Source organism: Priestia sp. FSL H7-0729 (assembly GCF_038005685.1).
Taxonomy (GTDB): Bacteria; Bacillota; Bacilli; order Paenibacillales; family Paenibacillaceae; genus Paenibacillus.
Window position 1 is genome coordinate 80,654 of sequence record NZ_JBBOTQ010000014.1, and the last position, 25,562, is coordinate 106,215.

Consider the following 25,562-nt stretch of genomic DNA (forward strand, 5'->3'; position numbering starts at 1 on the left):
GTTGAGCTTGTGAACAACAACAGCCCCAAGCCCATGAAATACATATACGATCTAGTCCATTCTTATAACTTCCCATTCAAAATTGCGTTTGCCCGCTCACGGAAATGCTTCGCCGCCTGCTCAGGCGTAATTTTGCCAAACAACAGCAGATCATACAACTCACGCAGCACCGCAGTGACCTCGGGTGCACCTACAGGATCAGGCGGGTCCATCTGGCTGCTGTGATCGGCAACCCAATCAATATAATCAAACACCTGCGCAAGCTCCGGTTCAACCACCAGCTTCATCCGCTCTTTGACACTGGACGAGACGGGCACCCCCCGCTCCCCTTTGAGCAACAGATTGGCATCCAAATCATTCACAAAAAAACTGATGAACTTGGCAGCTTCCTCCTTATGTCTGGAATTGCTCGCCATGGAGAAAAACATGCCCGGCTTCAGGAACAACCCCTCCTGGCTGTTTGGCCCAGGCATCGGGGATATGGTTAAGGGTTTGCCATAACGCTGAGCGGTACTGATAAATTGGTTGGAATACCCCCAGCTAAACAAAGCCTCTCCCAGATAAAACGGGTCGTTATCGGGTTTGCCAATGTCGGATGTCCAGATATCCGGTGCAAAAATAAGTTTCTTCTCCGCGAGCTGCTGCATCCTGCCAAAGTAATCAATAAACAATCCATCATCCTCATAACCCAACCTTCTGTCATCCTCGGCGTATAGCTTGGAACCATGCTGTCTCAAGTAATACGCGAAAAACTGTTCCGGCGTGAAATAGGTTCCCAGATAGATGCCTTTCCCCAGCAATTGCTCGCCCATACGGTCAAAATCCGCCCATGTCCACGTATCCGTTGGCAATTCAATATCATTGGCCTTCAACACTTCCGGATCATAGATGCTGAGCATGGCGTTAACCCCCAAACTGAGACCATAGGTTTTGCCATTCAGGCTTCCACTCTCCAGCTGTTGCTTCTCAATATCTGTCGTGTCAATCAGTCCGCTCTGCATGTACGGCGTCATATCCTCCAACAGTTGCAACGAACTGTACTGAGACAGATAGGAGATGTCCATCTGGATAATGTCGGGCAACGCATTGCCAGCTGCATGTGGGGCAAGTTTTCTCCAGTATTCGTTGAAACTGCTATATTCGTATTCAATGTTTACATGCGGATTCAACTTCTCATACAGATCGATAACGGCGATCGTTGCATTGTTACGAAACTCCCCACCCCACCAAGCGATTCGTAGCGTTATCGGCTCTTCGTCAACAATCATGCCTGGCCTTTGATCCAGTTGGCTCACGCAGCCAGGAAGAGTCAGCAGAAGACAGATCATGCCTATGGTTCGCAATAATCTTCTCATGGCTTATCCTCCTTACCTGGTGATGGGGGTGGCAGCAGCACCGTTACTCTCGTTCCAAGCCCCGGCCTGCTCTCCAGCAGAACATCATATTCTTCGCCAAAAGCCAGACGTACCCGCTCCCGGATATTCAGCAAACCAATACCTGTTCCTCTGGTCTTCACTTCACCGCGCAACACTTGTTCCACATATTCGGGTGCCATGCCGGGACCGTGATCCTCCACGATCAGGGCCAGTTTGCCACCTGATATCTCGGCATACACTCGAATCAGACATGATCCAACCTGTGGTTCCAATCCGTATTGAATGGCATTCTCCAGTAATGGCTGTAGGGTTAACTTGGGAATGGCACATTCCAGATAAGGAGCAGGCACATCCAAGCGGAAATCCAGCCGCTGCCGGAAACGGTAGGTCTGAATGGTGATGTAATGGCTGACGATCTCCAGCTCTTCGGCAAGGGTGATGATATTTTGTTTGAAACTGATGGAGGAACGCAGCAAATACCCGAGTGACAGCACCATACTGGAGATTTGCTCCTGCCTGTTCTTTTTGGCAAGCCAATGGATTGAATCCAGCGCATTATACAAAAAGTGTGGATTGATCTGCGCCTGAAGCGCCTTAAACTCCGTTTCTTTAATGACCAGCTGGCTTGCATAATTTTCTTTGATCAATGTATTAATATGTGTAATCATCATTCGATACGTACGCTGTAATAACCCCAGTTCATCCATGTGCTGGTGTGTTGGAATGGACAGATTGGCATCCATATTCTCCAGATCCCCATACTGAACCTCCTTCATCTGACTGATGAGCTGCCTGATCGGCCTGGTCAGACTGCGTGCGAACACCATACCAAGCGCGAGCACAACCAGAATGGCGATAAGATATACGACAATCAAACTATTTTTCAACCATATGATACGCTCAAAAATCTCATCATAAGAGGCCATATTGTAATAAACCCAACCAGTGTAGGCGGATTTTTTCTGGGATAGAAATACCTCCCTCCCATCCAGATTTTTGATCTCATATCCCCCACTGCCTGAAAGTGGATTCAGTCCCGCGGACACCGCATCCGGAAGCTGGCGATAAGGATAGATCACCTCACTGCCCGCTTTTATAATAATGTCACTGTCCCGGCTATCCATGCCCGCGTACTCCTCAACCAGTCGCTCGATATGAATACGCAGAAACAGTATGCCTACCGGTTCCAGGGTCATCGGTTCGTAGGCTCGCACCTGACGCACCATAACCAGCATCGGGTCATCATCATCCGGGTACAGCCAGCGTACTGCACCATTAGCCTGCTCCGCCGCCTCAATCATCTGATCATATTTCTCAGGGGATACGGTTAGTGTTTCACCATATTTATTTACTCTCCCCTTGGAATCAATCAGATGAACGGACTGCACATATCGTGCAGCCCCACTAATATGCTCCCATAGCCGATCTGTGATCTTCTTCCGTTCAATAAAGCTTGAATATGCGCTATCATCATCCAGCAAAGACTTCAAGGCCCTCTGAATCTGTGTATCAGAGATCATGTTTAATGATAACGCTTCCAACTTCTGAAGTTCAACATCCACTGTAGACGAGGAAAGGTTCAGTAGACGGGACGACTTATCAAACAGCTGTTTGTCATACACTGAGTACGTATAATACAAGGAACCAAACGCCAGGATGATGATAAACGCCATCATGACCATGATCATCAGAAACATTTTCATTTTGATGCTGAGTTTGCGGTAGGCTGTCATGACCAAAGCGCTCCTTTGAACCACGTGATACTACTAGGTATATCACATACAGGAAGGTTTTCCCAAAGTTTTAGCGCTCGATTTCTCTCGGTTTATTTGGACTGATATCGGTCATAGGCCGCCTGATGAACCTCAATGGCCCGTTCAATGTCCATGCTCTTGATGGTTTCGGCCATCGTGTCAAATTCGGTGATCGGCTTCTGTCCGCTAATGATGGCAGTCATCGTCTCATTCAAATACGTATTCACCTGGCTCATGATGGACGTACTAGTGGTTACCTCTTCTGTAGACAAGCGAATTGGGGGAAGTGTTAAGGCCGAGCTTGCTTTCATCCATTCCGCATTCGCTGCACGCTGTCCATCGTCAAATAATAAGGCATCCAGGTAACGGCTATCCTGATTGATTGGACCATCCATAATGGATAAGGCATAGGATGCCAGTGCCTGATCATACGTCAGACCATTTGCATTATTAATAATGGTATCTGTGAATTTCACACCTTCTCCGTCCCGAACATAACTGTCATTTTCGATACCAAAGTTGAACAGATCGCTACCCTCTTCGCTATAGTTGTAGTCCATCCACTGCACAATATATTTCAGTTTGTCTTCGTCTGCAGAAGCCGTAATAGCCTCACCATAACTTAGGACCTTATTCTCCAGATTGAAGGTAGCATACGAAGTTCCATCCGGAGATACGGGCCACGGTACACCGGTTACGTTAAAGTTCGGATCGGTATCTCTCATCAGATTGAAGTATTTTCCCATACCACTGAACACACCGCCCTGATATGCGCCTGCCAGATTGCTGGTGACTTTATAGTCGAACGCTTTGCCGTCATTCGTCATGATCTCGGGATCAATCAGCCCTTCCTTGTACCACTTGGCCATGGTCTCTAGGAAATCACGATAACCCGGCTGAATCGGTCCGAACTCCACCTTGTCTCCATTCAACTGGAAGCCACCGATGACACCAAAGGCCGCCGCAAAATCATGGAGCTTGGTCAGGTTGCCCGGTCCCCAGTTTCCGGTGAATGGCAGCTCATCTGGCTTGCCATTGCCGTTAGGGTCCTGTTCCTTGAATGCCTTGAGTACCGTATACCACTCATCGATATTGGTAGGTACCTTGAGATTCAGTTTATCAAGCCAATCCTGGCGCATAATCAAACCGGAAGTGGCATTCAGCTTCAATGCATCCAGCTTCAGCAGTGGGAACATATAGATCGTTCCATCGTCGAGTGCAATCTGTTTCTTCACATCCGGATCGGATTCTATGATCCGCTTCAAATTCGGTGCATAACTGTCGATCAATTCATTTAACCGGATGATTCGTCCGTCCTTGATCATTTTTTCCGGTCCGCCAACCGCATCTGCCCAGTTATAATAAATGACGTCCGGCAGCTCCTTTGTGGAGATCAACAGATTGAATTGGTCACGCTGTTGTCCAAGCGGAGGATGTGTGAACTTCACCTGGATGCCCGTCAACTTCTCCTTCTCCTTGTAAGCGGCCATATCGCCAAAGTTGTTCAAGGAAGCCGTCAGTTTGGCGTCATTGGCGCGCCAGTAGTCAATGGTAAATGGCTCATTTGTAATCGGTAGCGGTATCTCCGTCAAGGCCTGAACCGCAGGTTCTGTTCCTTCTGCTGGCTCTGCGTTACCTGGTTCATTATCCCCCGTACAGCCTGCCAGCAAAGACATGGTAAGTAGTGATGACAACAAGATAGACCCCATTCTTTTTTTCACGTAATTCGCCTCCATAGGATACATTTTTTTATTGCTTCACAGCACCGATTAGAGCGCCCTGAACAAAATAACGTTGGATGAACGGATATACCAGCATAATCGGCAGCGTGGAGATAATAATAGTTGCATATTTGATGTTCTCCCCAATGGCGAAGCCCGTATCAGCTCCAGCGCCCATGGCCTCTGTACTGCTGCTGATCAGAATATCCCGCATAATAATCTGGATCGGATATAACTCCTGACTGCGTAGATAGAGCATCGGTCCGACATAATCATTCCAATGGTCAACTGCATAATACAGCATCATGACCGCCAGGATTGGTTTTGACAAAGGCAGTACGATTCGGAACAAAATCAGAAAGTCATTGGCACCATCAAGCTTCGCCGATTCGATCAGACTGATCGGAATGCCTTCGAAGTTTGTTTTCATAATGAGGAAATAGAACGTACTGATGGCACCCGGAATAATAAGCGCGAAACGGGTATCCACCATGCCCAGATTCTGAATTAGCAGAAATGTCGGGATCATACCACCGCCAAAAAACATCGTGAACGTAATTAATTTCATCAGCGTTTTTCTGCCCATCAGATCACCACGTGACAGACCATATGCAGCCAGCGAAGTCATGAGCAGATTGATGGCTGTACCCACCACAACATAGAACAAGGTGTTCATGTAACCCGTATAGATGCGCGTATCCTGAAATACCGACTTGTATGCTCCCAGCTGGAAACCTTCAGGAATAAGCATAAGTGACCGGGAACGCAGCATCTGATCCGGATCGCTGATGGAAGAATTGAACACGTACAGCATCGGGTAAAAGCATAAAATCATGATGACCAAGAGCAGCAGTGTATTGAATACATCAAAAAGTCGTTCCCCTATAGACTGTTTCATCGCTTCACCTTCCAATTACCATAGACTGGTTGAGTTAAGCTTTCTGCTGATCGCGTTTGCGATAATGAGCAGCGCGAAATTAATGACGCCGTTAAATAGTCCGATGGCGGTTGAGTACGTATAGTTCCCCTCCAAAATACCGGATCGATAAACAAAGGTGGATATGACATCCGATGTCTCATAGGTCGGTGCCGTTTGCATCAGCAATATTTTCTGAAAATCAGCGTTCATGACCGCCCCCATGCGCAGAATTAACATGATCACAATCGTTGGCATGATGCCCGGCAGTGTAATATGCAGCAGCTGTCTCCAGCGGCCTGCACCGTCAATTTTGGAAGCCTCATACAATTGGGGATCAATGCCACTGAGTGCTGCCAAAAAGATTATTGAAGCCCAGCCTGCCCCCTGCCATATGTTGGACAGAATGTACATCGGACGGAACATATCTTTCTCCGCCAGGAACATGATCGGCTGCAGATCGAAAAAGTCACGAATGACGTTAAATAACCCACCGTCCAGAGATGAGAACGTTTTCAACATTCCAACCACGACGACAACCGAAATAAAATGCGGCATATAACTGATGGTCTGTACTGCACCTCTGAACCACTTCTTCCTGACTTCATTCAGTAGCAGTGCTAGTAGAATCGGAGCCGGGAAACCAAACACAATACTGTAAAAACTCAAAATCAGTGTGTTCTTAATCAGTCGCCAGAAATAATAACTTTCAAAAAACATGGTGAAGTTGTCAAATCCGACCCATTCGCCTGCCAAGATTCCTTTGATCGGGTTGTAGGATTCCTGAAATGCCATCAGTAGCCCGTACATTGGCCCATAGCTGAAAATCAGATAGTAGGCTACCACAGGAACGAGCATCAGATACACGTATCTGTTGCGGACAAGCTCCTTTTTCACCGAACTCCATTTGCCAGCTGGCTTCAAACGCCCAGGTTCGATCCCCCGGCTTCGATTCAGCTCCATCCACTCAACCTCCACTCGATGTTCATTCACATGACACTTCTAATGATAGAATCGAGCGCCTTTTCTTCCCATGCTCATTTCCGTTAAATGCATGTTCAAAACCGAGTTCCGTCCGACAAAAAAAGACCCTGCTGCCGTTGAATGGCACACAGGGTGAGATCATAAATCAGATGTGAATCGGATGTGGATCGGATATACAGGAAGCTATGTAGAAGCGACGGCAGCGCTGTCTAGGGTACTTTTTTATACTCGGAAGGGGAGAAGCCCGTGTATTTCTTGAACATTTTGCTAAAATAAGGCCAATTGGCACCAAACCCCGTCTGCTCGGCAAGCGAGGATACCGTGCAGTTCCCCTCCTGCTCCAAAAGTTCCAATGCTCTACGGATGCGGTAGCTTAACACATAGTTCGTAAATTTCTCACCGGTTTCTTTTTTGAACATTTTGCCGATGTAGTCTGGATTCATGTATATTTCCCCGGCGATGGACTGGAGTGTCAGAGTTTCGTCCTTGTAACGCTTCTCCACGATCTGCTTCACACTGCCCACCATCTGCGACTGTCTGGAGCGGTGTTGTTCGTAGCGGCGCAGCGTGATTTCCCTGGCAACGGCAAGCAGAAACTGTTGAAAAGAATGCAGGGTGCTGGATTCAATCATGCCTGGCAACTGATCCATATACCTTTTCATCTCGGCAGAGCCGCTGAGTCGAATCATTTCCATAAATATTTGAATAAGATAGGACTTCGTTTGAGAAATATCGTACCTTAAGTCGGCGAGCAACTGGAACATCCGGTTCAGTTCTGTTCCGACTTCCTGCCAGTGTCCAGCCTTCATCGCAGTAGCCATCCGCTCTGGATCATATTCGAATTCGGGAAGAGTGCGCTCTCCGGGGGAGTAGACATCCCGCTCCATAATAAGACTTCCCTCACCAAGGTAAAAACGGTAATTGAGGTAAACCAGCGTCTGCATGTACAATTGCCGTGCCTGCGGAAGATCTCCTGGTTCGCTTAGAGCAATCGTAAGATCATCATGGTAATATCGGGTAAATGTGGCGCGAATCTCATCGATATTATGGAACAACTGTGTTTCAGACAACTTGTCCTCCATCATCAATAACACATGACCTCCAACCGTGGTACTTAAGATCGGATTGTGAAAAATATCCTCGGCAATGTTCTTGACCGCGAACAAGTGCAAGTACTCATGATCCCCCTCAATCTCTACCAGCAGCAACCGCACACGCTGATCCTGAAATTGTACATCGAATAATTCCTCGAAATACTTCCATTCCTTGACCCCGTAGGTTCTATTGGTCACCAGCTCCTTCAAAAAATATTCCTTGGCATGCGGCAGTACACGCTCCAGATTATATTGGATCGACTGTACAAAACGCTCCTGATCAGTTAACTCCCGCTTCTCACTGACCAATTCACGGATAGCCTCGACGAGATGTTCTTCACTGCAGGGTTTGAGTAAATAATGCTTCACCCCATACTGCATAGCCGTCTTCGCATATTCAAACTCCGTAAACCCTGTGAGCATGATAAACGAAATATGCTGATACTTCTCTGCCACAGCTTCAACCAGCTGTAACCCATCCATTCCCGGCATGCGAATGTCCGAGATGATGATATCCGGGCGTTGCCGCTCGATCTTAGCAAGCGCTTCCAATCCATCTTGGGCAATGCCGATCAGCTCTGTTCCTAATCGCGACCAGTTCACAACACTGGCGATCCCGTCCGAGATCATAAATTCATCATCGACTAACAAAACCTTGTACATCGTATGCATCCTCCTGCCTTTAACCAGATCCATTCTATTATATGAGCATTATGCACAAATAGAGGGGAGCGCATGGAATGACATGGAATTGAACGACAACAAGTCTGATTTCTGAACAATCCTGTCTCATCTCATCGAGAAAATCATTCACTAGCCGGCTATCGGAGCTGGTCCCTGCAAAAACAAAACAACCCTCACCCCGCTATAGGGTGAAGGTTAGCATCTACTATGCAAATACGGGCTATATTGGTGACCATACTTGCCGGATCGATTTATTTTTTTACTGCGTGAATGAAATGTATTGTTTCAAATGCACTTAGATGATCAATTCGATCTTGGAAAAACTGTTCCTGAATCGCCTCCGGAGTGAGATGCTCATAAATAAGCAGTCCTGCTTCTTCAAGCATGGCCTCCATCTCCACATATGTGTAGCCGGATTGCATGGGCTCACCGCCCATTGCAGCCAATTTAACCATATTTTCAACTCGATTGAATCTCCCTTTTTCCTCAAAAAGGTGCTCATCTGCATAATCCAGAACTATAGAGCTTCCAGATGGCAGGTTCGCAAACACATGACGAATCACGTTAAATAGATCCTTTTTGGGCAAATAATAAGAAACCCCCAAGAGACTGGCCAACGTCTTCCGTTTCTCCAAACCTTTAAGAGCCAAGCTGTCATTTGAAAGCTCACGCGTAAAATCCATGGGTACGAAGTGAAGATTGTCCGGAATAGTCAGCTTCACCTGATTCAGCCGCTCCTTCTTGAATTGCTGTGTAGCCGGATAATCCACTTCGATGATATCCAGTGTGTCCTCCAATTCCGGATGCCTCCAAGCAAACGTATCCATTCCGGCGCCAAGAATGACTACCTGCTTCAATCCCAACGTCACTTCATGCAAAAGTACAAGCTCACAATAAGCGGCTCGAGCCAGTGTTATTGGAGATAACTGTATCTGGGTTATCCATTTTAGAACCTTTTCCGGGTTGTCCTTGAGCTGGTGAGCCATATCCGGGTTGAAAAAATGAATGCCTTTAACCATGTTATTACTGATATCTGAAAACTCTTGAGGAGTGATAAGGGCACTAGCGATAAAATCATTGAAAATAAGAGGTGTATCATGTTGGCAATGATAGGCTCGGCCAAAGGTCGAAATCAATGATGTGATACTGGATTCATTTTGCTTCATACTTATTCCTCCCGTACAAACAAAAATAAGATTCTCCCTGGCCAGGAGAATCTTATTATATACGGAATAAATTTATATGTAAATTATAGCATAAAAACATTTTTTTGTCAACTATAATTTACGGGTGTGCAGACTCATTACAGTGGATTTACCGTCCACTTCAACTCGTTCTTCCTTCCACATCCTGTCCAACCCGATTAGATCTGTCAGGCGTCCATCCCATACTCCTTCACTTCACGATTACGATTCAACACCGCATGCAGCACAAAACCAAGTACCGCAACAGCCGCTGTGCCCGTTGCCAGCCATGCTACAGGAATAAGTCCCTGTTTGTCATACATGACCCCCATCGCATAGGGCCCGATAACCCGTCCAACCGCACCGATCCCACCTGATATCCCGATGTAAAAAGGCGCTGCCCTGCCCGCATGCTCCGATATGAAGGCAGGTGTTGCAGGGGAGATCAGCATCTCTCCAAACGTGGCGAGTACCATTGCGAGCACCATGCCCGGATAGCTGTACATGGTAATCATGACGATATAAGCCATGCCATAGAATACCGCACTCGCGGTCATCTGGGCAGTGGAGGTACGGGCCATGGTCCGTTTCACCCAACTGGTGAAAGGTTGGCCTACAAAGATCAGCACCCCGTTCAGGGTCCAGAGCAGACCGTACATTCTTTTTTCCATACCCTCAGAGATGATGTACGGCGACACACCTGTGTTCCAGATGGAATTGCCGAATAACAGGAACAGCACGCCCAAGCTCATAAACAGATATAGTCGGGTATTGCCCAGCAATGCCCATACGCCCGGCCCATCGGGAACGGTTTTGCGTTTCGTCAGATGTACTCCCCCCTGATCCGGTTCAACCCGCGACAGATAATACCAGAAGAACAACGCAAATCCGGCTGAGGTTACTCCGTTCAGTACAAAGCTGAGGTGATAGGAAAAGTCAGCCAGAAAACCACTCAGCGCCGTACCAATCGCCACCCCGATATTGTTCGCTACATAGATAATATTGAATAATTCCCCGCGTCGCTCCGCAAACCGGAAGCCAATAAAGGCTTGAATCGCTGGCAGCGACAATGAACTGAACAGACCAATCCAGCCCATGGCACATATAAATATGACCCAATACGCGCTAATCCAGGGTAGCGCAAACAAACCTAACGCATTAAGCGCCAGTGAGCCAATGATCAGCTTCTTCACTCCCACCCGGTGATATAAAGACCCTCCAAGCAGTTGTCCAAAGATACCACCCAGGGACTGAATGAGGATTACAAAACCTGCGTTGGCCATCGTCCGTCCTAGCTCATCAAACACATACATGGTGGTCAGCGGCCACATCAAGGCACTTCCTGTTGCGTTAACCAAGCTTGCCAGTAAAAATACTCTCACTTCTTTTGGATAGGTATCCAGCCATCTCATCATCTCTAGTTCATTCTCCTTAATACCTCTGCACAAGCAAACAGCCATAAAAAATAGACCTTTGCCCTGACGGTATAACCGTAACCAGCCAGAGCGAAGGTTTTATGAAATGTCGCATATATTGCTCTATTAGATCCTGCTCAAGTTCTGTCCTTTGTTCATCTTACCTCAAAAAAGTCATGCTGCAAGCACACTCATTGACGCTTCACTTCGACAGTGGCCGAGAAGAATGTAGCCCCGTTGCCCATATCCGACAACCGATTGGACGTGAGTGAATTGGCTCGCTGCTTCTTGCCTTCCCCATCCCACCATAAGCCTTGGCTGATGACGGTTCCTGGCAACATGGCTTCACTCACCTTGGCGGTAAGCTCAATGCGTCCACGATCATTCCATACGACCACTGCATCCCCATCCTGCACGTTTCTGCGGGCAGCGTCTTCGGGATGCATTTGCAATAAAGGCATCTTTTCCAAACGCTGATGTTTGGCTGAGTTGCCAAAGGTCGAGTTCAGGAAATTATGATTTGGCGGTGACAGGAACATCAATGGGTAAGTATCGGCAGGTCCAGCCGGATTCTCCCCATCATATCCTTCAACCAGAGCGCTATAGGTAGGGAGCGGCGGAAGCCCTCTCTGTTCCATTGTCTCTGAATACAATTCAATCTTGCCTGAAGGTGTGGGCAGCTGATCCAGAAATGCAGCATGTGGTGTCATATCCAGCTTCACGAAATGGTGTTCCTTCAGTCCTTCTAACGTAACCCCATTCATGTAAGGATTGCCTGTATCCTGGAGTGCGTCCTTAATCATCTGTTCCGGCGTTTCTCCGAAGATTGCAGGATCGTACCCCATGGCCTGCCCAAGCAGGGAAAACAACTCCACATTGCTTTTGCTCTCTCCAATCGGTGCAATTACCGGCTCTTGCAGATGAACGTATTGATGCCAATAGGAAGCATACAGGTCCGTCGCTTCAAATGAAGACGTGGCCGGCAATACGATATCTGCATATTTAGCCGTATCCGTCATGAACAGATCATGCACAACCGTGAACAGATCTTCCCGTGCAAAACCTCGCTCCACTCGTTCAGTATCCGGTGCCACCACCAATGGGTTGCTGCAGTAAACCATCAGGGCCCGGATCGGCTGCTCGGCTTCCAGCAGCGCTTCACCAATCCGGTTCATGTTTACCACTCGCGGCTCCGTATTCTGCCGCAGCTCCGGACGCTCCAGCGCGTCGCTATTCGTGCTCGCGTAGCTGTTCGTACGCACGGCACCGCCGCCTTGCTTCAGCCATTGCCCCGTGATGGCAGGCAGACATGCAACGCTGCGCACGTTCATCCCCCCATTATCATGGTGCTGGAGTCCATTGCCGATGTGAATATGGGCTGCCTGTGCGTTGCCATATAGCTCGGCCAGCTTCACAATGGTCTCCTCCGGCACGCCCGTAATGCGCGCAACGCGTTCAGGTGTGTAGCTGCGAACATGAGCACGCAGTGCCTCATGTCCCACTGTATACTTTTGCATAAATGCTTCATCCGTCAGTCCCCGTTCGAACAACACATGCATCAGGCCCAGCGCCAGTGCACTGTCCGTGCCCGGGTACAGCGGGATAAACCAGTCGCCCCATTGGGCGGTACGATTGCGATGCACATCGATTACGACGATCTGGGCGCCCTTCTTGCGGGCTTTCTCCGCCAAAACGACCTGGTGCATATTCGTACTCACGATATTTCCGCCCCATACCAGAATAAGATCTGCATGCTCCGTATCTTCCGGCACCGTTCCATGGTTGGCGCCCATCGTATGTTTCCAGCCGGTATTTCCGGCCGCATTACAGATGGTCTGCTCCAGCATACTCGCACCTAGCGCATTGAAGAAACGCCGATCCATGCCGTCTACGCCGAGAATGCCCATGTTGCCGTAGAAACTGTAAGGCAGGATGCTCTCAGGTCCGTAGGTCTCGGACAATGCAGTGAAGTTGGTCGTAATCTCGCTAATTGCTTCATCCCAAGTGATTCGTTCGAACTTGCCTTCACCCTTGGCTCCAACACGTCTCATTGGATATTGCAGACGCTCGGGGTGATACACCCGCTCCGTCATATTTCTGACTTTATTACAGATGGCACCCTTCGTTATCGGATGATCCGGATTGCCCGCCACCTTCACAATTTTGCCGTTCTCTTTATGTAGTAACAGACCACAAGTGTCCGGACAATCGAGCGGGCATACCGCTGCAAATACCCCATTCTCCTGATCGATCATCGTATGGCTCCCCCTCTTTAAAAAGCTATCCCTATATCATATCTTCTTCGAGGTTATCACGTAAAGAGAACAGTATGTTTTTGCTTCATATTCGCCGCTATAGCACCTTCAAAATATTTTCAAGAAAATGTTTTGCCATTTGATTCAATTTCAGAATACAGGGGTAAATTAAAAATAAGGCATTAGGCTAGTGTTTCCCCACTTCCTCCTCATGCCATATCATGGACCACTCCCGAAATTCGCCATGAACAGGTTTCGTTCCCCCGAACCTTGTCATGGCGAATTTATTTTGCTTTAAAACTCCAATAAAGGACACAAAAAAAAGATTCCGACCTGCTCCATCACAGCATATTTGCCATGAACCGAGCAAAGTTAGAATCGTCTTCACTTCTATGTGTATATGATATATGTGTTTCGTGTCATGCATTGTAGTGCCATACTCCGCTACGCCTGCTTGCTCAACATCACTCTACCCTCCGCCTCCACAGGTTCGATCGACGTTACTACCTCTGGTTTCACTTTTGGCTCAGCTTGTCGCAGGTACACCACCCAATAGGCCGCAGCTACAAACAGAGCTCCTCCCGTCAGATTGCCAAGCCATACTGGAATGAAATTCATCACATATTGGCCCCACGAATAATGTCCTTCAAAAATTGCCGCCGGAATGAGGAACATATTGGCCACAACGTGCTGGAATCCAATGGCTACGAACGCCATCGTTGGAAACCAGATGCCCAGTACCTTGCCACTCATCGTATCCGATGCATAAGATAGCCACACGGCCAGCGCGACCAGCCAGTTACAGCCAATGCCGGAGATAAAAGCTTGCAAGAATCCATCATGCAACTTGTGACCAGCCATATCCACCACTTTAGCCAGATATACACCCTCTCCAGTCAGACCAAGTACATGTCCAAACGCGTACGCGACAAACAAAGCTCCAAGAAAGTTACCGATCGTCACTAAGGTTAGATTTTTCAACATGCTACCTACGGATAACTTTCGAGCAATCGTCGCGAGTGGAACTGCCATCATATTACCCGTCAGCAACTCGCCACCACCGATGAGCACCATAATTAGTCCCACCGGGAACACTGCTGCACCAATCAGATTAACCAGACTTCCCCACTCTGCTGGCGCGGATGCAATCACCCGGATATCCAGTAGAAAACCCAGCGCAATAAAAGCCCCTGCCAGGAAGCTAAGCACCAGTACAGAAGACACCGGATATTGAGCCTTCTTCATGCCTGTTTGCGCCGTATATTGTGCAACCTCAAGAGGTGTTTTTGCTGCCATATCATCCATCCTCTCCTTCATTGTTCTTCGTGGAATAAAACCGCCTTAATTTCTTTATTGAAACGTTGATGCCATATATCAATTGTATCTTGGTACTGTGTAAAACTTTGTGCAAATTATCACAATGTTATTTAAAAAGATACTTTAAGAGTGTCTTGGAATAGTTAAGTCAGCAAGATCTCAAGAGTATAATAAGTCCTTTTGAAGCTAAAAGAAACACAAAAAAGACTGACGATATACTCGCCAGTCTTCTTTTTCCTTTATAATCGTCTGCATTGTGCCGTAAGCTTGAAAGCTATTGTACACGTCGCATTTTCGGACAACCCTGACTTATCTTCGTAGGTCGTCTGTCTATCATGCTCACTGCTTAGCATCGATTCTGCTTCCTTACACCATTGCTGGTGCTTTTACTTCTACCGGTGGCAGTGCTTGCAGACCAGCCGTGTTCAGGAAGTTCCATGGTTTGTTGTAATGTGGCTGGAAGAAGAAGTCGATGAAGGCCAGTTCATCTACGGTCATGTTGTTTTGGATGCAGACCGAGATCGTATTAATCGATTGAGTCAGATCAACCTGAGACATCACCTGTGCTCCAACGATCCGGCGAGTAGCCTGCTCATAGACCACTTTGAGCAACAGTTTCTCCGCCGTTGGCATGAACTCCGGACGATAGCTGTCTTCCAGTACTACCGACTCCACAATCAGACCTTCGTCAGCAGCAGATGTTTCCGTCATCCCCGTACCCGCGATGTTTTGCTCATAAATTTTGATACCCGATGTTCCTTGTGTACCCATATATGGTGTCGTTGGACGAACCAGGTTACGGGCTACGAGTGTACCCATCCGCACAGCGTTAGTCGCGAGTGGAATGTAAGATGCTTTACCTGTCGGGTTGTAATGAATGGCGCAGCTGTCACCCGCAGCGAAGATGTCTTTTTGACTGGTTTGCATATATTTATCCACGATGATTGCGCCGTTTGGCAGCATATCCACTTGGCCTTTGAGCAGCTCTGTATTTGGACGGAAACCAATGCACAGAATAACCAGATCGGTTTCGAACTCCCCTTTGGACGTGATTACCTTAGTTACTTTGCCGTTCTCCCCGGTGAATTTCTGTACCGTTTGACCGAGAGCCAGCTTGATACCGCGTCCAGTCAGCGTATCTTCAATCGCATCCGTGAACTCAGGATCCAAATATTTATTCAAAATCCGGTCCACACTGTCGATCAGGGTAACTTCCTTGCCATTCATTTGGAAAGCTTCCACCAGCTCTACGCCGATATATCCTGCACCTACAACGGTAACGCGTTTGGCATCTTTGGCTTTTTCAATTATCGTATTGGAATGATTGTAGTTTTTGCAGAGTAAAATGTTATCCATCTCGATGCCTTCAAGCTTCGGAACGACAGGCCATGAACCTGTTGTCACGATCAGTTTGTCAAACGTATCTTCAAATTCTTCCCCAGTTTGCAGGTTTTTAGCCCGCAGGGTATGACCCTTGGCATCGACCGCTGTCACTTCGTGAAGCATCTTGGTCTCGACACCAAGCTCTGCCAATTGATTAGGCGAAGAATAGAACAAGCCGTCAGGGTCTTTCACAACCCCACCTACGTAGAGCGCAATGCCGCAAGATAGGAAGGAGATATTGTCATTGCGCTCATACACGGTGATGGTAGCATCCGGGTATAATTTGGCGGTATTTACGATGGCTGCGGTCCCTGCATGTGTACATCCGATAACTGCGATTTTCATTAAAAGTTCCTCCTCGAAATATATAAATGAGTTTGAATATAACGTTATTATGGTTGTGAAATATTTCACTTCTTGATCGATACTGCTTATGTGATTTATTTCACTTTATACACTCATTATAATGTGATATTTTTCACATTGCAATAGCTAGAGCAAAAAAAGTTTGTCGAAGGAGGTTATTCCTTGTATTTATGCCTTTCTTCCCTTCATTGTATTGATTTCATTGTCCCCGGATTTGAGTCGGTTTATGCTATGCCAATGGCTTCCGAGATTGAACAAGCCGCCATACGTAGATGAAGATGTCCCTTTCTACGCGGACCGGGATGGGTTGAAATACTTAAACATTCTGGACATCAGTGAAGAACGTCGACATGGCTACTCCTGGGCCGGAAGCTATGACCGTACCCTGCTTAAGCTGGCCTCGATCAAGGTTATTACATGCTAAGTCAACCCTTGCCTTGATTCGTAGCCAGCTCCTATATGTGAAGAGAATACCGCCATGCGTATAAAAAAAATCAAAGAAGCCTGTCCTTGCACATGCAAGGACAGGCTTATCAAACGTTCATGGTTTAACCGAGCAATTTCTCGATATCTGCTATCATGGTCTCCGGAGATTCTTTCGGTTCAACACGACCTACCACTTCACCTTCACGGTTAACAAGGAACTTGGTAAAGTTCCATTGGATGTCGCTGGTTTCACCTGCGCCAGGTTGTTGCTCCTTCAGGTATTGGAACAGGGGATGTGTATCCGCACCATTCACATCTACCTTGGCAAACACCGGGAAATTCACACCATAATTAATCTGGCAAAATGATTCGGCTTCCTCACTTGTACCTGGCTCCTGCCCTCCAAACTGGTTACAAGGGAAACCCAGTACAACGAGACCCTGATCGCGATAACGATCATAGAGTTTTTGCAATTCACCATATTGCGGGGTTAGTCCACACTTGCTGGCTGTATTGGCAATGACCAATACCTTACCTTGATACAGATCCAGTGAGACTTCCTGGTTCGCGGTGGTTACCGCTTGATATGAATATACGGACATGACTGATTCCTCCCATTACAAGTGTTGGTTTGGGCTGCTTCGAGCACATTAATATAACCAATGAACTTACAGCCTGTCTTATTATTATAAACCTGATCCGATGTGATTACCAAATTCCGGGTCTACCTATGTTTCTTTACTCCCACGAATGCGAAAGAGCCGCATGCGATAGCGCACAGCGGCTTCATTCGTTCTATTATGCAGGGCCAACATATGGCCGAACTCATTAACTTCCTATCGCTTGAACGCGCTGTTCTGTCCGTCCTCCAGCATGAACCATTGCACTGTTCATGAGCTTCGTATCTGGCGTTTTTGATTGCTGGCGTTCACCGGCAAGAGCGTATGGCAAGCAAAGCGGTACGCCGGAACGCGGATCAATCACGATATCTGCTTCAATGTTGAATACTTCACGAAGCACATCCGAGTTCATGACTTCCACAGGTGAACCTTGAGCAATGGCTTTACCTTTTTTGATACCAATCATGTGATGTGCATAACGGGAAGCATGATTCAAGTCATGTACAACCATAACAATGGTACGGTTAGCTGTGGCATTCAGCTGCTCCAGAAGTTGCAATACTTCAAGCTGGTGAGCCATATCCAGAAACGTTGTAGGCTCGTCCAGGAACAGGATATCTGTCTCTTGTGCAAGTGCCATAGCAATCCAGGCACGTTGACGCTGTCCACCGGACAGTTGATCAATCGGACGATCATGGAATTCTGTCATGCCTGTCACTTCAATAGCCCATTCAATCATGCGTTTGTCTTCCGCACGCATGGAGCCAAATCCTTTTTGATAAGGAAAGCGACCATACGATACCAGTTCAGTAACGGTAAGTCCTTCTGGTGCTGTTGGATTCTGTGGCAAAATCGCAAGCTGCTTGGCAACTTCACGCGTGGACTGTTTATGGATGGACTTCCCGTCGAGTAATACATTACCTGCTTTTGGTGACATAATGCGTGCCATCGTTTTCAGGATGGTTGACTTCCCTGATCCATTGGCTCCAACAAGTGCTGTAATTTTTCCTTGGGGGATCTGAATATTCAGGTCCTCTACAATTAGTCTTTCCTCATAAGCGATATCCAGCTTGGTCGTCTCCAGACGAAACATGCGATCATCCCTCTCTCATTTATCCCGGTTATGTAATCCGGCTATGACAACGAAAACGAAATTGTAATTCTGTGTATTTCCGACGCAAATATCTTCTAAACTAAAGATACTGATAATCATTATCATTTGTCAACATAAAAATGCAAATCTTCTGCTTGTTCCAAGCCTTATTCGGGCCTTTTTTAAGCACATTGGAGTGCTTCTTTACGGCTACATATGAGAGCTTTTCTCATTCAGTACGCGCATTTCATCACTTCTGCTCATCATTCGAATTATTGAATCGCTAATCATGTGTCCAAATTGTGAATGTATATTTTTTTATACAATTGCTTCATCCGGGATATGGATCAAAAAAAGATGACCTTGAAATCTACAGTCCAAGGTCATCTTACATACGCTGTTTAATAAGGTATGAATTCAGCATTCTTCAGTATTGGATCAAAAGACACTTAATGAATCTATGCAACATGCTCGAATAAAATAACTTACAGCTTCGGCTGCGGCATCAATTGGATTACAGTCATCCCGCCCTGAGTACTCTGCACGCTGGCAATACTCTCAACATCAAGATCAGCTGGAAGTTCGACCTGCAATCCATACGGATAGAGACGATCTGCTTCTTCAATAGACATCTGGGCAGAAGTGGTTGCATCCTCTCCATTGGATACGGATGTGTCAGGCGAAGTCGAGCCTGTATCCGTTGTTGTATCGGTAGCAGGCTCTGAAGTGGAATCACCCGATGTTGATGGGTCTGCCAACTGATCGCCATCCTCCGTTTGCTCTGTGTTCTCCGTGTCTCCCACTGCTGCTCCATCTGTGCTTCCTTCAGAAGTACTTCCTGAACTGCTATCGGAAGGATCTTGGGTATCCGGCTCTTCATTGCGATTAAACCTCTCCCGCTTGCCTGTGGTATCCAGCTCCTGAGTACGGCCATCTTTCATTGTCAATTGAAGTTTGCCTTGCTCATACTCGGTGCTTCCCGTATCGTTCCTGAAACGGATCACCAGCTTTGCAGGTGATTGGGCACCCTCCTGTTCACTCGCAGGAATCACATAAGCAATCTGCTCCGCGATCTGTACCTCGGGTTCAGTCGGTATGACAGGCTCCTGGGTAGATGGAGGAGATGCCGCTGGCGGCTCTACTGAATCTTTCATCCATGCATATGTACCACCAGCAATACCCAGAACCAGGATCAAAAGGAGTAACCCAAACAGATTCTTCCTTTTACCCGTTAGCATCCGTACTAGTGGAGAGGACAACTCCGTCTTCGCACGATCATAGGCGGGTTTCATCGTTTTATTCGCTCTCGCGTAATATGGTTTGAACGCCGACTTCGACTTGAAAGCTTCTCGGTCATGGGCCTTGAAATAGGCCACGAGGGCATCCGCATATCCTTTATGCGCATTGGAACCCCGGACAAACATTCGTTGATCTCCTGACCATTCGAAGAATGGATACAGACCTTCAGCTCGACTTGCATTGGTGCGAATGAATTCAATGAGGCCAGAATAATCCAACCGGTTACTGCCGCTTCCTCCCCGGTAGAAAGCCATCGGCAAGGCTTCATAGGCCGCAATCCCCGGTTTAGTCTGTAGTTCTACCGCAAGCCAGCGGCGAGTCCAGCGTTGAAGTTCATTGCGTTCTGCCAGGGAGAGCGCCTCCAATGCCTCTTCTTCATTCCCCTCGCCACTAAGCCAAGCTCTCGCAGCCAACATTATGTTCGTTCGAGTCGATACATCAGAGCCCTGACGTGCCGCCCAATCTCGAACCTCATTGCCATGCTGCAAAATATCAATACTTAGCAGCTGTTCACGGTTAACCCGTTCCAGATCCAGATCCTGAATCATAAACAGGTTAATGACATAAGCAAGCTTGTCGGCAAGACGAGTAAACTCCTCCTGATATGCCGGGTCTTGACTGGCAGACGAAGATCCCCCATTCCATTTAGGACGGGCTGAAGATTCAGACTGACCAATGTGTGCCGTAATACCTGTATCATACATAATTTCAGCTGGTACCCGATCCAGTATGCTAACCCGTTGGAGGGCTTCATTCGCAGACTGTACCGGACTCGGCGCAGAACATAACCGTTCACGCAGCTCATTGGCTGTCCGCTCAAGCAAGAAGCTGTAGTAGATCGCAGATGGATGGGACGTAACCCATCTTCGGATTACTTCCACGACGTTCGCTGCCGATTCGGTGCGTTTCAGCTGATTGTCCAGATAAGGTTCAAACAATAGCTTGGAGAGCGACTCATTGGCCAGCACTTTATCAAAGAATGCCCGGTTCAGCTGGTTATCCCGATCCAGCACAGCATACAATTCCTGCACAGCACGCATCCGCTTCTGGGCGCGGGCATTATTGACACCGTAGATGAAATAGTCCACGATCCAGGATTGCACCACGGGCGCGGCAACGCGGAAGTATTCTCCAATGCGAGCAGCGACTGATTCTTCAGGTACGTTCTCACGCTTCACGCTATCCAGTTCCCGGCTGAGCAAGGTCAGGAACAGCTCATTCAGACGCGAACGCTGCCGTGTTCCACCTTCCGGCTTCAGATAGGTCAACAAGCCGCTCAGGACATGACTTTTGTTATCCAAGTACAGATCTTCCATGCCTTGTTCAAGACCATAGAATACCGAGAGTTCGCCATAGGCTTCAATGGAAAGCTCCCGTCCAGGCTCCATGCCGGACAACATTTCATCTGCAAACGTATAGAACGCATCCGCAGCACCCGGTTCCTGCAATAAGGCCCAGGCAAATTCCGCATAAGGCAACTTCGCCACAGATGCATCCGCATGTGTCACTCTGCCGGATACCAGATCAAAGGTGAAATCCTTCTCCGTATTCCGGTCTTTCGGACGTAACGTCCCCCGCTCTACAAACTGGACATGGATGCCCTTCTTGGCCTGTGGTTCCTTGGCAAACGTCATGAATCCCAGCTGCCGGCGGAATGCATATGGTAACGCTGTATACAGCAAACGCAGCAAACTTTTGGCCCCTGCGGTCACTTCTTCAGCGGGAAGGTCCAATGCAATGTATACTTTTCTGCGTGTCGCTACAGACTGCATCACCGCGTAGAGCAGGCGCTTGAACAGCACTTCATTCATCTTCAAAGCGCTCAGCACTTGGGTTGGTGATCCTACGCCAGCATCGGTCGCCCCACCTTGTCCGCTCCTAGGTGATATAGGCAATTCAGCAAGTGCTGGCAGAACTGTACCTTGTTCGATGTCATAGGACGTGGCGAACACGGCATCCAGCCAGCCGCCTTTCTTCATTTGCTCTTCCGAGCGTTCAGGAGACAAGACATAGTTATGAGCGAAAAAGGCGCTGCGCAGCCCGGTGAAATCAGCGGATTGGTACACATTTTGCCCAAGAATCGTCTCTCCACTCTCCAGATGAAGCAGGTGAATGGAAGCCGGAAACTTCGTCTCGTCCTTCTCGCTACGGCCTGTTAGCTCCGCTGGAGCGTCATAGACACAGTAGGGGTGAAGCACTTTTTTGATAAAAGAAGGGTCCAGTCCCGGCGATGCCGCAACCGTATCGAATCCCTCTGTTGTGCGAAACACCCCGCGCCGCTCTCGGGTATACAACTGTTGTTCAATGGGCGGGGTTACGGAAGAACGCATCATCCCACTCTCCCCTCAATGTACTTCAGCTTGTACAACAGCCATAGGAAGGGTTCATCCACGCGAATCGGGCTAACCACACCCTGCAATTTCATATCTACCGGATTGCTGCCCAGCGCAGATACTGCGAAATAGGCTGTATCTTTGAAGTACACATCCATCGTGCCCTTGAACGGACGGTCCACCTTCTCGATAAAACGCCGGATCTCCCCGTCGATATTCTCGAACTCAGTTAAGTCGAAATAATCGCGGTGCACCATGTTGCGGAAGACATTACTATTCGATTTGATATAATCCCCCTCTTCATCCTTGAGGGAATGCAGCATATCGCTTTTCGTGAGCACAACGGCTGTTGGAATATTCGTTTTGGCTTTGTCCTGATACGCGATAAAATCTCCGAACATTGTCAGCACCACGTCGCGCGGCTCATCATATCGCGGTGTCCACTCTCCCGGCTCATTGCCGAGGTTAATGCGGATTTTGTCCCGAATCGAACGAATCTGAAGCGGGTCCACCATGAACAGGATACCTGCCGAGTTCTTGATGTGCTGCCCGTGAAGTCCGAGATAATCCTGCTCCACCATACCTTCACCCGCAACGTCAAAAAACACCAGCGTCAGCGGTGCTTTATCTTCGTCCTTGAATACAAATTGGAAGATAAATGGCTCCTGCAGCTTCTCCTTCTGTGTGGAATCCAGCAGATCACCCCGTTCAAACAATGGTTCTTCATAATCCGCACGGAACCGTCGGCTGATCTCCGCATTCAGTGGCATGCAAGCCGCGTCAAAATGATCGGCCGTATAATGCTGCAACGTATGAATCAATGAAGTCATGTAGACAGATTTCCCCACTTGAGATGCACCGATAATGGAGATGATATTGCTCGGTGCTTTACCCGCTGTAACTGGTAGCTCGTTATGACACTGCGGACACAGCCGGCGACGTGTAACGACACCGTACCGATCGTTCAGCCCCATCACGATGTTATCGGAATAAATTCGATGTTCCTCCGGTACATCATGCGGAGCCAATACCGCCTCCATATCAAATACCGTATCAAGTCCGAACCTTTCGCGATACCGATTCAACTTTGCATCTTCCCCGAGAGCGTAGTCTTCATCATCATCACGGTGATGGGCGGCGCGGAACACCACCTCTTCCGGTGAAAACTTGCTGAAACAATAAGGACAGACAATATCGTAAAACAGCGGGCGTTCCTCCGGCTGTTGTCTCTTCAAAAACCGACTAAAAAAGCTCATAGCCACTCCCCTCCCCTGATCAGTTAGACTAAGGTGATTTACACTTGCACTACGATGACTGAGTAACCTTCCACTCGCTAGTCCAACGATCTAGTCTGATATAAGCCGATAGGCGGCTCCATATTTCGGTCCGTCCGTGAAGAATAATCGCACATAATCATCCTTGGCAACTTCAACGGGCGGCATCTCATTTCTTCCGGGAGCAAAATCACTCACAAAAGGATACACCGTACCATCTTCCTTATTCAACGGAACCCCGCCCTGTTTGCGAACATAACAGAGGGCTTCCTTTGGAACAGGTACTTCCGCTGTGACGGTGATCAATACACTTTTTCGTTTCTGAAAAAAACCACTCTTGTAGCGAATGGAAAAGCGGATATCCGCCTTCCCTGCGCATGCAATCACCATGTTGTCCTCGTCTCGTTGACGGATCAGCACAGGCCCATCTTCCTGCATCTGACACACATAAACCGTGTACTTGATGGCACCAAAACCCGTGATCCGATCCGTGTATCCATTGCTCGCCTTATATTCCTCTCTCGTGTACAGCTTCAGCTTGCCCTGTGCAGGCTCTTCACCGATACGATCATCGCTCATCATATCCAGTTCCAGCCGTTCCACATACACAGCTTCAACCCGTTCCGGCCAGAGCCAGCGAAGTGTACAACGCCCTTCGTCCACCGCAAGTGTCAGTTTTCGAATCAAGGGTGTCGAAGGGTCGGCATCCGTAAACCGCATTTCCATTGACCTCCCGACGTTAGAATCCTTTGCTGCGTGCATCTCTTGGTCTCTGGCCAAACCCTTCGGCTGAAGAAGTTCCGCCTCCAGCTTCACGGCGTCCCCTGCTCTTCCGCGGCGTGTTCTCCTTGATCGGAACAATCCAGGAGAACAGGGTCAATACGCCAGATAAGATGAGCATCGCACCAAGTCGTACGAAGGTATCCCCCACGTTCGAACCGTCGAGGCCCCATTCCAGCAGAAGTCCTGCCAAGAGACCAGACACCGCACCACCAATACCAAAGCTTAACGCAAGGTGACGGTTATCGAATACGAGTCCGAGTGATACACCCAGTGCTACTCCAATCAGCAACAAGGCTGCCACACGGAAAATCGCCAGATAAACGCTATGTTCCATCATGCCTGTACGCTCCGTCACCAGTGTCCGTTCATCAATCGTATCGTAGATCTGCTGGAATGCCAGATTCAGACCACCGGAATCCGGTACATCATAGTACATGCCACCCGTTTGCTGGGCAATATTACGCAGCAGATCCGTACCCGATGGGTCCACCAGGCTTAGGCCGACTGTATTAATAGAAATTTGTTCATTGGTATACTGGGACAAAATATCGGCCGTATCCGCTTCACTGAAGCCATCGGATAACAAGATGACGACCGTACCACGTTTAGGGTCCTGTTTGCCCTGAATCTGTTCCATGCCTTCCCGCAACACGGCATCAAAATTGGTGCCGCCTGAAGTCGTGACAATGCCATCGATTTTGCCATAAACCTCATTCTTGGCCGCTTCACTATCCAGCGCGATAAACGGCTGTAACAACTGTGGCTGGTCATCAAACGTAATGACAGCTACCTGTTTGTCACTCTCCATTTGGCTGATCAGTGTCTTGGCGGCTTCAAAGCGTCCGTTATCCGGATCTGTCTCGCTCATGCTTCCCGAGTTATCAATCATCAGTACGATGTCCTTCACTTGCTTCACACCACCCGGATTGATCTGATACAGCAATTGCAGGGCGAGTCCAACAACAAACAACAGAGCGAGTGTTGCCGGAACAAGCAATTTCCACGACAGTCCCAGATATCGGAGCTTCCATGAAGCGCCATTCAGCTTGGGTGAGATCATCTCTGCGATCAAACAGAACAATCCAACGCTAAGCGCCAGTACGCCAAAGTACAAGCCCATCAGCAACAGACGCGGCATTTCCCCAAGCCATTGACGCAGCATGATTTCCCCTGCCGCAAAGCCCACTGCTCCGCCAATCAGGCTGAACAGGACCAGGAGAAGATTGATTTTTCGCTGCATGTCCACATGCATCCTTTCCATACCAGCCGTAAGCAGGCTGAGTTA

Annotated in this window: 18 protein-coding genes; 1 reads left to right on the plus strand and 17 read right to left on the minus strand. The window is 48.1% G+C overall.

Annotated features, from left to right (window positions below):
- Nucleotides 1–62: 62 nt before the first annotated feature.
- The 11 genes from MHH93_RS23705 to MHH93_RS23755 form a co-directional block, all read right to left on the minus strand.
- Nucleotides 63–1,355 carry an ABC transporter substrate-binding protein gene (locus MHH93_RS23705; protein WP_500056024.1) on the minus strand — a complete coding sequence of 431 codons (1,293 nt, stop codon included), beginning with the start codon at nt 1,353–1,355 and terminating at the stop codon, nt 63–65.
- Nucleotides 1,352–3,109, minus strand: a complete 1,758-nt coding sequence (locus MHH93_RS23710) for a sensor histidine kinase (protein WP_500056025.1) — start codon at nt 3,107–3,109, stop codon at nt 1,352–1,354. Before MHH93_RS23710 ends, MHH93_RS23705 begins: the two co-directional genes overlap by 4 nt.
- A gap of 92 nt (nt 3,110–3,201) precedes the next feature.
- Entirely contained in the window at nt 3,202–4,851 is a 1,650-nt protein-coding gene (locus MHH93_RS23715) for a type 2 periplasmic-binding domain-containing protein (protein WP_500056026.1), read from the minus strand.
- A gap of 28 nt (nt 4,852–4,879) precedes the next feature.
- Nucleotides 4,880–5,749, minus strand: coding sequence for a carbohydrate ABC transporter permease (locus MHH93_RS23720; protein WP_338588843.1), 870 nt, complete (start codon nt 5,747–5,749; stop codon nt 4,880–4,882).
- Nucleotides 5,750–5,764: 15 nt separating this feature from the next.
- On the minus strand, nt 5,765–6,625 hold the full coding sequence (locus MHH93_RS23725; RefSeq protein ID WP_235193717.1) for an ABC transporter permease: 861 nt from the start codon (nt 6,623–6,625) through the stop codon (nt 5,765–5,767).
- 335 nt (nt 6,626–6,960) lie between these two features.
- Complete coding sequence (locus tag MHH93_RS23730) at nt 6,961–8,508, minus strand: response regulator (RefSeq protein ID WP_500056027.1); 1,548 nt, start codon at nt 8,506–8,508, stop codon at nt 6,961–6,963.
- A gap of 272 nt (nt 8,509–8,780) precedes the next feature.
- Complete coding sequence (locus tag MHH93_RS23735; RefSeq protein WP_500056028.1) at nt 8,781–9,695, minus strand: class I SAM-dependent methyltransferase; 915 nt, start codon at nt 9,693–9,695, stop codon at nt 8,781–8,783.
- Between the two features lie 206 nt (nt 9,696–9,901).
- On the minus strand, nt 9,902–11,125 hold the full coding sequence (locus MHH93_RS23740) for an MFS transporter (RefSeq protein ID WP_440391420.1): 1,224 nt from the start codon (nt 11,123–11,125) through the stop codon (nt 9,902–9,904).
- 194 nt (nt 11,126–11,319) lie between these two features.
- The gene (locus MHH93_RS23745; protein WP_500056029.1) at nt 11,320–13,383 is read right to left on the minus strand and encodes a molybdopterin-containing oxidoreductase family protein; all 2,064 of its coding nucleotides are present in this window, start codon (nt 13,381–13,383) and stop codon (nt 11,320–11,322) included.
- 444 nt (nt 13,384–13,827) lie between these two features.
- Nucleotides 13,828–14,679 (minus strand): formate/nitrite transporter family protein, encoded by an 852-nt coding sequence (locus MHH93_RS23750; protein ID WP_500056030.1) that lies wholly within the window; start codon nt 14,677–14,679, stop codon nt 13,828–13,830.
- A gap of 387 nt (nt 14,680–15,066) precedes the next feature.
- Entirely contained in the window at nt 15,067–16,428 is a 1,362-nt protein-coding gene (locus tag MHH93_RS23755; protein ID WP_500056031.1) for an FAD-dependent oxidoreductase, read from the minus strand.
- Nucleotides 16,429–16,675: 247 nt separating this feature from the next.
- On the opposite strand from MHH93_RS23755, the gene MHH93_RS23760 reads away from it, so the two are divergent.
- Nucleotides 16,676–16,873 carry a pectate lyase gene (locus MHH93_RS23760; protein ID WP_500056032.1) on the plus strand — a complete coding sequence of 66 codons (198 nt, stop codon included), beginning with the start codon at nt 16,676–16,678 and terminating at the stop codon, nt 16,871–16,873.
- Between the two features lie 124 nt (nt 16,874–16,997).
- On the opposite strand, the gene MHH93_RS23765 is transcribed toward MHH93_RS23760, so the two are convergent.
- From MHH93_RS23765 to MHH93_RS23790, 6 genes are all read right to left on the minus strand, one after another.
- Entirely contained in the window at nt 16,998–17,477 is a 480-nt protein-coding gene (locus MHH93_RS23765) for a glutathione peroxidase (RefSeq protein WP_500056033.1), read from the minus strand.
- 226 nt (nt 17,478–17,703) lie between these two features.
- Nucleotides 17,704–18,588: an ABC transporter ATP-binding protein gene (locus MHH93_RS23770; protein WP_278297853.1), complete on the minus strand. Its 885-nt coding sequence runs from the start codon at nt 18,586–18,588 to the stop codon at nt 17,704–17,706.
- 485 nt (nt 18,589–19,073) lie between these two features.
- Complete coding sequence (locus MHH93_RS23775; RefSeq protein WP_500056034.1) at nt 19,074–22,220, minus strand: GAP1-N2 domain-containing protein; 3,147 nt, start codon at nt 22,218–22,220, stop codon at nt 19,074–19,076.
- On the minus strand, nt 22,217–23,476 hold the full coding sequence (locus MHH93_RS23780) for a TRAFAC clade GTPase domain-containing protein (protein ID WP_339238341.1): 1,260 nt from the start codon (nt 23,474–23,476) through the stop codon (nt 22,217–22,219). The genes MHH93_RS23775 and MHH93_RS23780 overlap by 4 nt, the downstream gene beginning before the upstream one ends.
- Nucleotides 23,477–23,566: 90 nt before the next feature.
- Nucleotides 23,567–24,214 carry a beta-mannanase gene (locus MHH93_RS23785; RefSeq protein ID WP_500056035.1) on the minus strand — a complete coding sequence of 216 codons (648 nt, stop codon included), beginning with the start codon at nt 24,212–24,214 and terminating at the stop codon, nt 23,567–23,569.
- A gap of 19 nt (nt 24,215–24,233) precedes the next feature.
- The gene (locus MHH93_RS23790) at nt 24,234–25,517 is read right to left on the minus strand and encodes a vWA domain-containing protein (protein ID WP_500056036.1); all 1,284 of its coding nucleotides are present in this window, start codon (nt 25,515–25,517) and stop codon (nt 24,234–24,236) included.
- Nucleotides 25,518–25,562 lie beyond the last annotated feature (45 nt).